10 protein-coding genes are annotated in these 13,102 nt (G+C 57.7%); 3 read left to right on the top strand and 7 right to left on the bottom strand.

What is annotated here, in order from left to right; genetic code table 11:
- Nucleotides 1-93 precede the first annotated feature (93 nt).
- From rpsO to QMX84_RS07705, 3 genes are all read left to right on the top strand, one after another.
- Nucleotides 94-363: a 30S ribosomal protein S15 gene (rpsO, locus tag QMX84_RS07715; RefSeq protein WP_048373279.1), complete on the top strand. Its 270-nt coding sequence runs from the start codon at nucleotides 94-96 to the stop codon at nucleotides 361-363.
- Nucleotides 364-588: 225 nt separating this feature from the next.
- Nucleotides 589-2,694: a polyribonucleotide nucleotidyltransferase gene (gene pnp, locus QMX84_RS07710; RefSeq protein WP_262123742.1), complete on the top strand. Its 2,106-nt coding sequence runs from the start codon at nucleotides 589-591 to the stop codon at nucleotides 2,692-2,694.
- 280 nt (nucleotides 2,695-2,974) lie between these two features.
- On the top strand, nucleotides 2,975-3,328 hold the full coding sequence (locus QMX84_RS07705) for a BON domain-containing protein (protein WP_282363525.1): 354 nt from the start codon (nucleotides 2,975-2,977) through the stop codon (nucleotides 3,326-3,328).
- Nucleotides 3,329-3,766: 438 nt separating this feature from the next.
- Here QMX84_RS07705 and QMX84_RS07700 read toward each other — a convergent pair whose 3' ends face one another.
- The 7 genes from QMX84_RS07700 to folK all read right to left on the bottom strand — a co-directional run bounded on the left by QMX84_RS07700 (nucleotide 3,767) and on the right by folK (nucleotide 13,101).
- The gene (locus QMX84_RS07700) at nucleotides 3,767-6,691 is read right to left on the bottom strand and encodes a DUF748 domain-containing protein (RefSeq protein WP_282363524.1); all 2,925 of its coding nucleotides are present in this window, start codon (nucleotides 6,689-6,691) and stop codon (nucleotides 3,767-3,769) included.
- A 108-nt stretch (nucleotides 6,692-6,799) separates the two neighbouring features.
- Complete coding sequence (locus tag QMX84_RS07695) at nucleotides 6,800-7,813, bottom strand: class I SAM-dependent methyltransferase (protein WP_282363523.1); 1,014 nt, start codon at nucleotides 7,811-7,813, stop codon at nucleotides 6,800-6,802.
- A 74-nt stretch (nucleotides 7,814-7,887) separates the two neighbouring features.
- Nucleotides 7,888-8,757 (bottom strand): oxygenase MpaB family protein, encoded by an 870-nt coding sequence (locus QMX84_RS07690; RefSeq protein WP_282363522.1) that lies wholly within the window; start codon nucleotides 8,755-8,757, stop codon nucleotides 7,888-7,890.
- A 47-nt stretch (nucleotides 8,758-8,804) separates the two neighbouring features.
- Nucleotides 8,805-10,469, bottom strand: a complete 1,665-nt coding sequence (gene pgi, locus QMX84_RS07685; RefSeq protein ID WP_153333996.1) for a glucose-6-phosphate isomerase — start codon at nucleotides 10,467-10,469, stop codon at nucleotides 8,805-8,807.
- A 267-nt stretch (nucleotides 10,470-10,736) separates the two neighbouring features.
- Nucleotides 10,737-11,597, bottom strand: a complete 861-nt coding sequence (gene panC / locus QMX84_RS07680; protein WP_262123746.1) for a pantoate--beta-alanine ligase — start codon at nucleotides 11,595-11,597, stop codon at nucleotides 10,737-10,739.
- Nucleotides 11,594-12,394, bottom strand: a complete 801-nt coding sequence (gene panB, locus QMX84_RS07675) for a 3-methyl-2-oxobutanoate hydroxymethyltransferase (RefSeq protein ID WP_123751740.1) — start codon at nucleotides 12,392-12,394, stop codon at nucleotides 11,594-11,596. The genes panC and panB overlap by 4 nt, the downstream gene beginning before the upstream one ends.
- Before the next feature lie 206 nt (nucleotides 12,395-12,600).
- On the bottom strand, nucleotides 12,601-13,101 hold the full coding sequence (gene folK / locus QMX84_RS07670) for a 2-amino-4-hydroxy-6-hydroxymethyldihydropteridine diphosphokinase (protein WP_262123747.1): 501 nt from the start codon (nucleotides 13,099-13,101) through the stop codon (nucleotides 12,601-12,603).
- Nucleotide 13,102: the final 1 nt, after the last annotated feature.

Below are 13,102 nucleotides of genomic sequence, written 5' to 3'. Positions count from 1 at the left end.
GGTCACATCTCACTTTTTTAATACGAGGATTTGTCCTCGGCCTATTGGATCTGTCTTGCTTGCAAGCAGAGCCCTAAAGAAAGGAAATGCCTCATGGCACTGACAGTTGAACACAAAGCAGAAATCGTAAAAGACTACCAGCAAGCTCCAGGTGATACAGGTTCTCCAGAAGTGCAAGTTGCACTGCTGACCTTTAACATCAACACGCTGCAAGGTCACTTCAAGGCCAACGGTAAAGATCACCACTCCCGTCGTGGTCTGATCCGCATGGTAAACCAGCGTCGTAAGCTGCTGGACTACCTGAAAGGCAAGGACATCAGCCGTTACGCTGCGCTGATCGCTCGCCTGGGTCTGCGTCGCTAATAGCGATGTTGCTAGAGGCTGGTTGTTTGTTGCGCGCCTGTGGGGTTCCCACGGGCGTGCGGCAGGCTTCCAGCCTCAAGTTTTATCTGGACCAGACGGATTCTTACGAAAGCTCACCCTGACGGCTGCTTTCGTAAGCATCTTGAGTCGGGCACGCCCCGGCGGTGCACACGTTTTTCGTAAGAAACCCGTTCCCCAAGAGTCACAAAGAGAAGGTAGGACACCGTGAACCCGGTTATCAAAAAATTCCAGTTCGGTCAGTCGACCGTCACCCTCGAGACTGGCCGTATCGCCCGTCAGGCTTCCGGCGCAGTATTGGTCACTGTTGACGACGACGTCAGCGTGTTGGTGACCGTTGTCGGTGCAAAACATGCTGATGCAGGCAAGGGCTTCTTCCCTCTGTCTGTTCACTACCAAGAAAAAACCTACGCCGCGGGTAAAATCCCGGGCGGTTTCTTCAAGCGTGAAGGTCGCCCTTCCGAGAAAGAAACCCTGACCTCGCGTCTGATCGACCGTCCGATCCGTCCACTGTTCCCGGAAGGCTTCATGAACGAAGTGCAGGTTGTCTGCACCGTTCTGTCCACCAGCAAAAAAACCGATCCGGACGTCGCTGCGATGATCGGTACCTCGGCTGCGCTGGCCATCTCCGGTATTCCTTTTGATGGTCCAATCGGCGCTGCTCGCGTTGCTTACCACGAAAGCACTGGCTACCTGTTGAACCCGACTTACGAGCAACTGGCCGCTTCGAGCCTGGACATGGTTGTTGCCGGTACGTCGGAAGCTGTGTTGATGGTTGAATCGGAAGCCAAAGAGCTGACCGAAGACCAGATGCTGGGCGCGGTACTGTTCGCTCACGACGAGTTCCAGGTCGTTATCCAGGCCGTTAAAGAGCTGGCTGCTGAAGCTGCCAAACCAACGTGGGACTGGGCTGCTGCCCCAGAAGCCACCGCACTGCTGGGCGCTATCCGTGCCGAGTTCGGCGAGGCGATCTCCCAGGCTTACACCATCACCATCAAGGCCGACCGTTACGCGCGTCTGGGCGAGCTGAAAGACCAAGTGGTTGCCAAGCTGTCCGGTGAAGAAGGCCAGCCTTCTGCCAGCGAAGTTAAAGCGGCCTTCGGCGAAATCGAATACCGCACCGTTCGCGAAAACATCGTAAACGGCAAGCCGCGTATCGATGGCCGTGACACCAAGACTGTTCGCCCTCTGAACATCGAAGTTGGCGTTCTGCCAAAAACCCACGGTTCAGCACTGTTCACCCGTGGTGAAACTCAGGCGCTGGTGGTTGCAACGCTGGGTACTGCCCGTGATGCACAACTGCTGGACACCCTGGAAGGCGAGAAAAAAGATCCGTTCATGCTGCACTACAACTTCCCTCCGTTCTCGGTAGGTGAGTGTGGTCGTATGGGTGGTGCAGGTCGTCGCGAAATCGGTCACGGCCGTCTGGCACGCCGTTCGGTTCAGGCTATGCTGCCTGCTGCTGACGTGTTCCCGTACACCATCCGTGTGGTATCGGAAATCACTGAATCCAACGGTTCCAGCTCCATGGCTTCGGTCTGTGGCGCATCCCTGGCACTGATGGACGCTGGTGTTCCGATGAAGGCACCGGTTGCCGGTATCGCCATGGGCCTGGTTAAGGAAGGCGAGAAATTCGCAGTTCTGACCGACATCCTGGGTGACGAAGACCACCTGGGTGACATGGACTTCAAAGTAGCCGGTACCTCCAAAGGTGTTACCGCGCTGCAGATGGACATCAAGATCAAAGGCATCACCGAAGAAATCATGGAGATCGCCCTGGGCCAAGCCCTGGAAGCTCGCCTGAACATCTTGGGCCAGATGAACCAGATCATCGGTCAGTCGCGTAACGAACTGTCGGCTAACGCGCCGACCATGATCGCGATGAAAATCGACACCGACAAAATCCGTGACGTTATCGGTAAAGGCGGCGCGACTATCCGTGCAATCTGTGAAGAAACCAAGGCTTCGATCGACATCGAAGACGACGGTTCGATCAAAATCTTCGGCGAGTCCAAAGAAGCAGCAGAAGCGGCTCGTCAGCGCGTTCTGAGCATCACCGCTGAAGCTGAAATCGGCAAAATCTACATCGGTAAGGTTGAGCGCATCGTCGACTTCGGCGCATTCGTCAACATCCTGCCAGGCAAAGACGGCCTGGTTCACATCTCGATGCTGAGCGATGCTCGTGTTGAGAAAGTGACTGACATTCTGAAAGAAGGTCAGGAAGTGGAAGTACTGGTACTGGACGTGGACAACCGCGGCCGTATCAAGCTGTCGATCAAAGACGTAGCTGCTGCAAAGGCGTCGCAAGCTTAATCGCTGCTGACTCCTGCTGTGAAAAAAGGATCCTTCGGGATCCTTTTTTTGTGCCCGCACAAAAAACAGTGCAAAAGGCCATGATCGAAAACCCGCAACTTGCATGCTGATTTGAATGAGGTCATGCAATCTGCACGACGGGCTAAAACTAGATGTTCAGTAAGTCATTGATAATAAAGGCTTTTATTGTTTTAAAAAGTTGGCACAGGCCCTGCAATAGTACTGGTAACCCTGCTGCTGTGAGACGGCGCAGATTTTTAAGAAGACAGGAGTTACTTGTATGAAGAAGTTCGCTATTGCTGCCGCAACTGCCACCGCTCTGACCATGACTCTGGCCAACGCTGCGTTCGCAGCTCAAGCAACGACTCAAGCACCGATGGTTGTCGCTGCTGGTGAAGTCACCAAAGCCAAGGAAGCTACTTCTGACACTTGGATCACGACCAAAGTTAAATCTGACCTGCTGACCGAAAAGGGCATTCCAGGTTCGGACATCAAAGTTGAAACCAACAAAGGTGTAGTGTCCCTGTCTTCGACAGTTGCGATCACCGATGCGCAGAAAAAGATCGCGGTCAACATCGCCAAGAAAATCAAAGGCGTTCAAGCTGTTTCGGCTGACGGCCTGAAAGCTGAGTAATCCCGCTAATTCGTAGAGCCGGGGGAAAGCAGGAGCAGGTGATTTAAGTGTTACGCCCGCAGCTTTCAGAATAGGTTCATGCGACGGCCACACGGATGTGGCCATTACAGCCCCCGGCGCACTGCGCCGGGGGCTGTTCTATTTTTGTAGGGCCAAGATCAAAAGATCGCAGCCTTCGGCAGCTCCTACAGGCCGGGTGGATGGCCGCACCGTTGCACTGGTCGCCGACGCCGCGCTGTCGCGCAGCAAACAGGCCGCCGAGTATCTTCAGCATCCCCCAATCGGTTCCCTCTCCTGCGGGAGAGGGCTAGGGTGAGGGGGCTATTAGATCAAAAGCCAGATCAAAAGATCGCGAGACAAGCTCGCTCCTACAGAGCGCTCAGAATCAATCGCTTATTTTTTGTGTGATGACTGTCGAGGTACGAAGGTATCTGGCCTTTACTCGCTGTCCAAATGCAGCGGTGAAATCACCCGGCCATCGCTTTCGGCTTCGCCCAAGGTGGCGTCGATGAAGTACACGCGCTCATCAGCCAAACCGCCTTTGTCGACGAGGTAGTCTTTGATGCTGCTTGCCCGCTCCTGGCCCAGTTGGCGCAGTAGCACGTCGCTTTTGCTCCAGAAGTCGATCAACGCGGCACTCATTTTGGCGGCTCGTTCATCGCGACTCAGCTTGGCCCACTCGGCAGGCGGCTGCTGCTTGAGGCGTGTCCGGTAGATGCCTTCCAGCAAGGGGCCTTTTTCATCCTCCGGGACCTTCAGCAACGATGCCTGAGCAGGCACTTTGTCGCCCCGACGCTGGAGGATCTTGTAGTAGTTGTACTGGTATTCACGCTCCAGACGCTCTTGGGCAATCAGCGGGCCGTCGCTGCTGCGGGCAGCCGTGCCTTCGATCTCCAGACGCAAAGCCGGGCGTTGTTTCAAGGCTTGCGCCAGTGTGTTCAGGGCCTTTTGCGCCTCCGGGCTCAGCTCGCTGGAGCCTGGCGCGAATGACACCGTGCCGAGGTCTTCAGAGCCACCGCCGCTGATCAGCCCGCCAATGAACTTGAACGGCGCTTGGGCGGCACGCAGGACCAGGTTGCGCAGGGTTTGCCAAACAATCGGCATCACACTGAACTGCGGGTTGTTCAGGTCGCCTGTTACCGGCAGTTCAATCGAAATCGTGCCGTCAGTATCTTTGAGCAAGGCCACGGCCAGTTTCAGCGGCAGGTTGACGGCGTCAGGACTGTCGACCTTCTCACCCAGTTGCAGTTGCTCAATTACTACTTTGTTCTCAGCCTTGAGCTGGCCTTTGGTAATCAGGTAGTGAAGGTCCAGGCTCAGTCGGCCCTTGCGAATGCGATAACCGGCGAATTTGCCCGAATAGGGCGTCAGCGTGGTCAGTTCGACGCGTTTGAAGCTGGTGGCGATATCGAGGCTGGCCATCGGGTCAAAAGGATTGACGTTACCCTTGATCGTAACTGGCGCGTAGCGATCAACCTTGCCCGCCACGTTCACACTGGCCGGCTTGGCTTGGCGGCTGTCAATGGTGCCAATCTCACCGTTGAGCTGTTGAATGGCCGTGGCGAAAAACGGTGTCAGGGTGAAGTCGGCAAAGTTGGCCGAGCCGTCATTGATCGCTATACCGCCCACATGAATGGCCAAAGGCTTGCTCGCGCTCGCTGCCGGTTTGGCCGCGCTTTTCGCGTCCTTGTTGGGGGCTTGCGGGATTAACAAGTCATCAATGTTGGTGGTGCGATCATCATTGATCATGAAGCGCACGTAGGGCTGTGTCAGGTTGACCTTGGCAATCGACAGGCTGTCGTCGTGCTGATACTTGAGGTTTTCGAGTACCAGGCGCTGCCACTTAAGGAAGTCACGGTTTTTCATCGTGTCCAGCGTGTGCAGCTGATCGACCTGGGCACGGCCTTCTACGGTAAAGGCCAGCGGTTCGGTGCCTTTGAGGTCCACCGCCAGATCACTGCCAAGCATGCCGCTGCGCAGTTCGAGGCGCAGAAACGGGTCGATGTAGGCTTGGGCGACCCGCAGGTCGATATCTTGGGTGGTGACTTTGAGTTTCGCGCTGATCGGGCTCAGGTTGACGTCGCCGCTGGCCGTCAGCTTGCCTTGTTTGCCCACACCGGTGTCGAGTGTGACTGTGAAGGGGGAGCGATTGAGGCTGTCAAAATTCTTCAAGTTGAGGTTGAGCGGGCCAACATCCAGCGCGACGGGTGTTTTGGGCTCTTTGTCGGCCAGGTGCACCCGGTAGTCGCGCAACTCAACATCCTTGAGCAGCACTTGCCAGGGTTTGCTGGGTGCTACCGGGGCTGGTTTGGGAGCCTCAACGGTGACGACGTCATCGGTCTTTTGCGCCGGTTTGGCCGGTTGGCTGGCAAACAGTTTTTGCCAGTCGAGCTGACCATCTTTTTCGCGGGCTGCCCAGGTCTCCAGGTTGTTACTCTGGATCTTGCCGACCACCACCTGCTGCTTGGCCAAATCGACGGTCGTGTCGCTGACCGTCAAACGTTCCAGGCGCGCCAGCGGACGACCATCCGGTGCATTGACCTTAAACGGCGCAATGCTGGCCGTGAGGGTGTTCAAGACCAGCTCGGTGTCTTTAGCCAGGTTCAGCGTGTAGTCCGTGCTGAAGTTCAGCACGCCGTTTTCAAGCACCAAGGGCAGTGCATCGCGCACATACGGCCACCAGGCTTTCATTTGGCTGTCGGTGACGCTGAGCTTGCCGCTGGAGGCAATCGGCACCAGGCTCAGCGTGCCGGTCCAGTCGATGCGCCCGCCCGCTGGACCGTTCGCCACCAGGGTCATGTTGGCGTTGTCTTCGGGCAGGGTGCTGAGGTTTTTCAGCTCAAGGTTCATCGAGTCATACAGAAACTCGATCGGCTCGCTGGGCCGCTGATCAATAAAATGCAGGTAGCCGTCAGCGAGCTTGATGGTGTCGATGCGTACCGGGAAAGGTTTGCTGTCGGGGTTGTCAGGCGTTGGCTCGCTGGCCGGCAACTTGAACAACTGGGCCAGATTGAACGTGCCGTCCTTGTTGAACAGCAATTCGGTCTTCGGCTTGTCCAGTTGTACGTCGGTCAGGTGCAGGGCTTTGGTCCACAGGCTGTCGACTTGCAGGTTGGTGTAAAGACGGTCGAACCCGACTTGTTCCTTGCCGGGTTCGCCCACTCTAAAGCCCCACAGCGTCAGCTCGAGGCTGAAGGGATTGAACTCCAACCGGTCGAGTTTGGCCGGGACGGTGGCGTAGTTGGCTAGCTGCTGATTAATGATGCGCAAGCCGACGCCGGGCACGATAAAGAAGCCCAGCACGCTATAAATCGCGATAGCCGTTAACACTGCGCCAATGGCGCGTAACAATCCTTTGAGCATGTGAGGCGTCGTCTTTACGTTCAGGAGTGCCTTTGAGTATGGCACGCGTTTCCGGTTCCGATATGAGCGCCTTATTTCGGGTAGGACTTTTCCCTTTGGTGCCGCGTTTTAGAACTGCAAAATCAGCGTTTTCAGCGGCGGCTGGTTATCCATGGACGGGAAGTCTGCAGCGGGTGTCAGGACCTGCCAGTCGCGCACGGGGCGGCCAGCCTTCTCGGCGCAGCGCAAGACCTGCTCACGCCAGTCGTCCATGCTGACTTTTGCCAGGTTGTTACAACAGATCAGCACCCCGTCCTTGGCGGTTGTCAGAACCGCAGGCTTGAGCAGGCTTTGATAGTCGCGCAGCAGGTCGACGGTGCCGAACGCACTTTTGGCCCAGGCAGGCGGGTCGAGCAGCACCAGGTCGTATTCACGCTGATCGAGGCGCGGGTAGGCGGGCAGTTTGTGACGGCGTTGTACGATGGGCAGCCCGGCCAGTTGGCGGATCGCGGCGAAGTAGTCGGACTGCATAAACTTCATTTTTTTCAGTTCCGGGTTCAGCAGGCCATTTTCACGGCCTACCGCCAGGTTGCCCTCGGCAAAGTCCAGGTTGCAGACTTCACTGGCGCCGCCCGCAGCCGCGCTCAGGCCCACACCGCAGGTGTAAGCAAAGAGGTTGAGGACGCTTTTACCGGCGCTGTGTTGTTTGACCCAGCCGCGTGCGTTGCGCAGGTCGAGAAACAACAGCGGGTCCTGGCCAGCATGGCGCCCGCGCACGCGGTAGTTGAGTCCCCATTCGTGACCGACCATGTCAGCCAGCGCAGCGTCTTCAGCGCGGTACACCGTGTCTTCGCGATCGATGCGCGAGTTGCCTTGGGAGCGGTCGTTGTAGACCAGCAGCAGTTCAAGGCCCAGGTGCTGGTTGATGGCGTCATGCAGTTGCAGCAGATCATCGCGCTCAAGACGCTGATGGAAGCTTTGCACCAGCAACTGCGGGCCGTAGCGGTCGATGGTCAAACCGCCAGCGCCTTCCTGACTGCCGTGGAACAGGCGATAGCAATCAGTGCCCTGGCTGTGCAGCTCGGCCAGCAGATCGTGACGATTATCGAGGGCGGCGCGCAGCGCCTGATTCAAGGAAGACATGCGTTGCGCCTTGGGGGACAGATAAGGCGCGGCAGTTTAACAGAACAGACGCTGTCAGCGCTGCCTGGCACCCGTCATTCAAGCCCCATGCGCCGCCGTGCGCGTTGCACCGAGCCATTGCGCACGGCCCAGCGCAAGATCGGCGCGGTGCTGTTCACGCACGTGCGCACAAGCTGGCGAGTGACAGGGCGTTGTTCAAGCTCAAGTTGATCGCTGGCCCAATCGGGCAGCAAATCAATCCCGGCCTGCATCATCAATGCCCCAAACGGTTTGGCCAGCAAGCTGGGGGCGGGCGCATTGAGCAGCAGGCGAATCACTTCTTGGCTGCGTTCATCGCACAGCAACTGCGGGCGAACACGGTCGAGGTACTCGGCGATTTGCTGGCGTGAGCGCGGCACCTGCGTAGCGCCCAAGTGTTCAGCGACCAAGGCTATTTCGTCGTAGTAACGGTCTTGATCTTCGCCAGACAAATGCGGATTACGGTAGCGAAGATGGGCCGCAAGAAAGTTGCTGACTTCGGCCACATGCACCCAGGTCAGCAGTTCCGGGTCGCTGGCAGCATAAGGCCTGCCATCAAGCCCGGTGCCGGTCACTTGCAGGTGAATGGTGCGTACTTTGTCGATCAACCAGTTGGCGTCCGCAGTGGAGCCAAAGGTGGTGCCGGAAATAAACTGCCCGGTGCGACGCAACCGGCCCAGCATGTCCTGGCGGAAATTGGAGTGGTCCCATACCCCGGCCAAGGCCAGTGGGTGCAAGGCTTGCAGCATCAAGGCGCTGATGCCGCCAATCAGCATGCTGGTGAAGTCACCGTGCACACGCCAACTGATCGAGTCCGGGCCAAACAGGCCAGGGTCGCCTTTAGGGTTTTCGAGGTCGAGACGCCCGAGCGAAAGCCCGGTGAGGCTCATGATTTGGCGTTCGATGGGGCGGCGGATAAGTTCCATGGGGCCTCGGTTGAGCCAGCCAGTCGGGAAGACTGGCTGGCTATCAATCAACCGCGATGACGGCCGCGGAAGTAGTTGATCAGACCTTGGGTCGATGCGTCTTCTGCTGGCTCTTCGAGGTTGCCGGTCAGGCGGTTGTAAACGCCTTTGCCGAGTTCTTTACCCAGCTCAACGCCCCACTGGTCGAACGCGTTGATGCCCCAGATAACGCTTTGTACGAAGACTTTGTGCTCGTACAGCGCCACCAGTGCACCCAGACGGCGCGGGCTGATGCGTTCAACCACCAAGGTATTGCTCGGACGGTTGCCCGGGATGACCTTGTGCGGCGCGAGCTTTTGCACGTCTTCTTCGCTCATGCCCTTGTCGCGCAACTCGGCTTCGGCTTCTGCACGGGTTTTACCCAGCATCAGCGCCTGGCTCTGCGACAAGCAGTTGGCGTACAACCACTGATGGTGATCAGACACCGGGTTGAAGCTGACAATCGGCACGATAAAGTCGGCCGGAATTAACTGGGTGCCTTGATGCAGCAACTGGTGATAAGCGTGCTGACCGTTGCAGCCTACGCCGCCCCAGATCACCGGGCCGGTGTCGGTCGAAACCGGTGTGCCGTCCTGGCGCACGCTCTTGCCGTTGGATTCCATGTCCAACTGTTGCAAGTGCTTGGTGATGTTACGCAGGTAGTGGTCGTACGGCAGGATCGCGTGGCTTTGCGCGCCCCAGAAGTTGCCGTACCACACACCCAGCGCAGCCATCAGCACCGGCATGTTCTGTTCGAACGGAGCGTTCTGGAAATGCTGGTCCATGCTGTAGGCACCGGACAGCAGTTCTTTGAAGTTGGACATGCCGATGGCCAGTGCAATCGGCAAACCGATGGCCGACCACAGCGAGTAACGACCGCCTACCCAGTCCCACATCGGGAAGATGTTTTCTTCACGGATACCGAACGCTACGGCCGCCGCGTTGTTGCTCGACACGGCGATAAAGTGGCGATGCAGTTCAGCCTCCGAACCACCCTGAGCCAAGTACCAGGCCCGTGCTGCTTGAGCGTTCTTGAGGGTTTCGAGGGTGTTGAAGGATTTCGACGAGACGATAAACAGCGTGGTTTCGGCGCGCAGTTTTGCGGTCAGTTCGTGGAACTCGCTGCCGTCGATGTTCGCCAGATAGTGGCAGCGAACGCCTTTTTGCGCGTAGGACAGCAGTGCTTCAGACACCAGCTCAGGGCCGAGGAACGAGCCGCCAATGCCGATGTTGACCACGTCAGTGATTGGCTTTTCGGTGTAGCCACGCCACAGACCGTCGTGAATCCGCCCGACCAGCTCGGTCATTTGGTTCAGGACTTTGTGCACCTGGGGCATGATGTTGACGCCGTTCACCGACAGTTTGTCGGCCACAGGGCGACGCAGTGCCGTGTGCAGGGCCGGGCGACCTTCGGAGGCGTTGACGATGTCGCCTTCAAACAGCGACTTGATCGCGTTTTTAAGGTCGGCTTCGTTGGCCAGATTGACCAGCAAGCTGCGGGTCTGGTCGGTGATCAGGTTTTTCGAGTAATCCAGAAACAACCCGCAGCTGCTGAGGGTGAAATCCTCAAAGCGCTTGGGGTTGCTGTTGAACGCATCGCGCATGCTGAAATGTTGCATGTCGGCGCGGTGGAGTTTGAGCGCTTGCCAGGCGGGCAGAGCGGTAACGTCGTGAGGAGTGCGGTAGTACGCCATCGCTGCGAATATCCTTTTGCTTGAACTGCCTTTTGGACACTGAAAACACCGAAACCTTCGATTTGAGATCAAGATTTCGGCTGGTCTGATTCTGCGCTTCGTTCAGAAGCAGGGCGATTACAGTAAACCTCGCGCCTGCTTCTGTCTCGGCTTTGTCTGACACTGCTGCGTAACTTTTGTCACGAGCATGTTACTCGGGTACTACACAGTTTTCAGTGATAGGTGAAGGGTTAGGCGGCGGATCTGCTGTTCCGTGCAGTCTGCTTGTTAAAAAGAACCTTCAAGGTTCAGGTGAATGTTGTCGATCAGGCGTGTTGCCCCCAGGAACGCCGCAACAAGAATCACCAGATCACGGTCATCGGCGGTTGCTGGTAGCAGGGTTTGTGCCTGGCGGATCTCCAGGTAGTCGGGGCGAAAACCTTTGGCTTCGATCAGCGCCAGATGGTGGCGAACCAGCCCGGCGTAATCACGCTCACCGGCCTTGATGGCCTGGGCGATTTCGTTCAGATGGCGATACAGCGCTGGCGCGAGCTGGCGCTGTTCTTCGGTCAAATAGCCATTGCGCGAAGACAAGGCCAGGCCGTCTTCAGCTCGCACAGTTGGCTCGCCAATAATCTGCACCGGGATGTTCAGGTCAAGGACCATGGCGCGGATAACGGCCAGTTGCTGGAAGTCTTTTTGGCCAAAGATGGCCAGATCGGGCTGAACCATATTGAACAGCTTGCTGACGACAGTGGTGACGCCGTCGAAATGCCCCGGACGGCGGCTGCCGCACAGTTCATTGCTCAGTTGCGCGGCGGTCACGCGGGTCAGGCCCGTCATGCCGTGGGGGTACATTTCTTCTACGGTCGGCGCGAACAGCAGGTTGCAGCCTGCTTGCAGGAGCGTTTCCTGATCGGCCGCAAGCGTACGCGGGTAGGTGTCGAGGTCTTCATTGGCACCGAACTGCAGCGGGTTGACGAAAATGCTCGCCACCACGAAATCGGCTTGCTGAGCAGCGGTAGTGACCAAGGCCGCATGGCCGCTGTGCAGGTTGCCCATGGTGGGCACCAGGCCGATTTGTTTGCCTTCGCTGCGAGCGCGTGCGACGGCTGCGCGCAACTCGCGAACGGTTTTGACTGTGTTCATGCAGAGAATCCGTGTTCGGTGCCAGGAAAGCTGACGGCTTTGACTTCAGCCACGTAAGCGCTGATTGCCGATTGGATGTCGGGTTGACCCGTCATGAAGTTCTTCACGAACTTGGGAACGCGCCCGGTCAGTGACAGGCCGAGCATGTCGTGCAGCACCAGCACCTGGCCGTCGGTGTCACTGCCAGCGCCAATACCGATCACCGGGATTTTCACCGCGTGGGTGATTTCCTTGGCCAATTCGCTAGGGACGCATTCGAGCAGCAACATGGCCGCACCGGCTTGTTCCAGGGCAATGGCATCGGCGCGCATCTGGCGGGCCTGGTTTTCGTTACGACCCTGGACTTTATAGCCGCCCAGGACGTTGACAGTTTGCGGCGTCAGGCCCATGTGCGCGCACACCGGAATACCGCGCTCGGTCAGCAGGCGGATCGACTCGGCAAGCCATACGGCGCCTTCCACTTTGACCATGTGCGCACCCGCCTGCATCAGTTGGGCGCTGTTGTTCAGGGTTTGCTCTGTGGTCGCGTTGGCCATGAAGGGCAAGTCGGCGAGGATCAGTGCGTCCTGGTTGCCGCGTTTGACGCTGGCCACGTGGTACGCCATGTCGCGGGTAGTGACTGGCAAAGTGCTGTCATGCCCTTGCAGAACCATGCCCAGGGAGTCGCCCACCAGTAACACTTCCACACCCGCCTGATTACAGACGTGGGAAAAGGTGGCGTCATAGCACGTCAGCATGGTGATTTTTTCACCTTTTTGCTTAAGGCTTTGCAGGGTGGTCAGGGTAATAGCCGGCATGAAAAAGGATCCTCGTCAGGCAGTGTGATAACCACTGCGTGTCACGCATGTGATTCATCGTAGAAGCAGGCACACCTTTTAGTAACGGTGCTTATAACGCCTGCTTTTCACATTGCGCCGTCAAATGGACGGCAGCGGGATGCCTATAGTCGTGACGGGGACACTGGAAGTCAATTAGAGGTGTTACCGCGTGGGTGTTACCGCGGTTATTGATTCGTTTCAGCGAATGGCGCCATGCGCTCAAGGCCGACGAATGGGCAGTCTGCAAGCAATTGCTCAAGACGGCGGCCGTCAGCAAGGACCAGCGCTGCGGGCACGAGTTCGGCCAGCGGGTACAGCACGAAAGGGCGGGCGTGCATGTGGTAGTGCGGGACTTTGAGGCGAGGCTCGTCGATCAGGCGATCGCCAAAGAGCAGGATGTCCAGATCCAGCGTACGCGGCCCCCAGCGCTCGTGACGCTCGCGGCCTTGGTCGAGCTCGATGGCTTGCAGGGCATCGAGCAACGCCAGCGGTGCCAAAGTGCTGTCGATGGCCGCCACGGCATTGGTGTAGCGCGGCTGGCCGGGCAGTAACGAGTCGCTTTGATAGAACGCCGAAACACCGGCCAGAGATGACTGTGGCAGTTGCGCCAGCGCTTGGACAGCGCTGCGCAATTGCTCTGTGGGCTCAGCCAGATTGCTGCCCATGCCGATGTAGATACGTTCCATC

The sequence above is a fragment of the Pseudomonas sp. PS01297 genome, assembly GCF_029959305.1.
GTDB lineage: Bacteria > Pseudomonadota > Gammaproteobacteria > Pseudomonadales > Pseudomonadaceae > Aquipseudomonas > Aquipseudomonas helleri.
This window is presented reverse-complemented; position numbering and strand designations above follow the sequence as displayed.

What these genes read in the sequence shown, in the direction of transcription:
- rpsO (WP_048373279.1), top strand. Translation starts at nt 94, where the DNA reads ATGGCACTGACAGTTGAACACAAAGCAGAAATCGTAAAAGACTACCAG.
- QMX84_RS07705 (WP_282363525.1), top strand. Translation starts at nt 2,975, where the DNA reads ATGAAGAAGTTCGCTATTGCTGCCGCAACTGCCACCGCTCTGACCATG.
- QMX84_RS07700 (WP_282363524.1), bottom strand. Translation starts at nt 6,691, where the DNA reads ATGCTCAAAGGATTGTTACGCGCCATTGGCGCAGTGTTAACGGCTATC.
- QMX84_RS07695 (WP_282363523.1), bottom strand. Translation starts at nt 7,813, where the DNA reads ATGTCTTCCTTGAATCAGGCGCTGCGCGCCGCCCTCGATAATCGTCAC.
- QMX84_RS07690 (WP_282363522.1), bottom strand. Translation starts at nt 8,757, where the DNA reads ATGGAACTTATCCGCCGCCCCATCGAACGCCAAATCATGAGCCTCACC.
- pgi (WP_153333996.1), bottom strand. Translation starts at nt 10,469, where the DNA reads ATGGCGTACTACCGCACTCCTCACGACGTTACCGCTCTGCCCGCCTGG.
- panC (WP_262123746.1), bottom strand. Translation starts at nt 11,597, where the DNA reads ATGAACACAGTCAAAACCGTTCGCGAGTTGCGCGCAGCCGTCGCACGC.
- panB (WP_123751740.1), bottom strand. Translation starts at nt 12,394, where the DNA reads ATGCCGGCTATTACCCTGACCACCCTGCAAAGCCTTAAGCAAAAAGGT.
- folK (WP_262123747.1), bottom strand. Translation starts at nt 13,101, where the DNA reads ATGGAACGTATCTACATCGGCATGGGCAGCAATCTGGCTGAGCCCACA.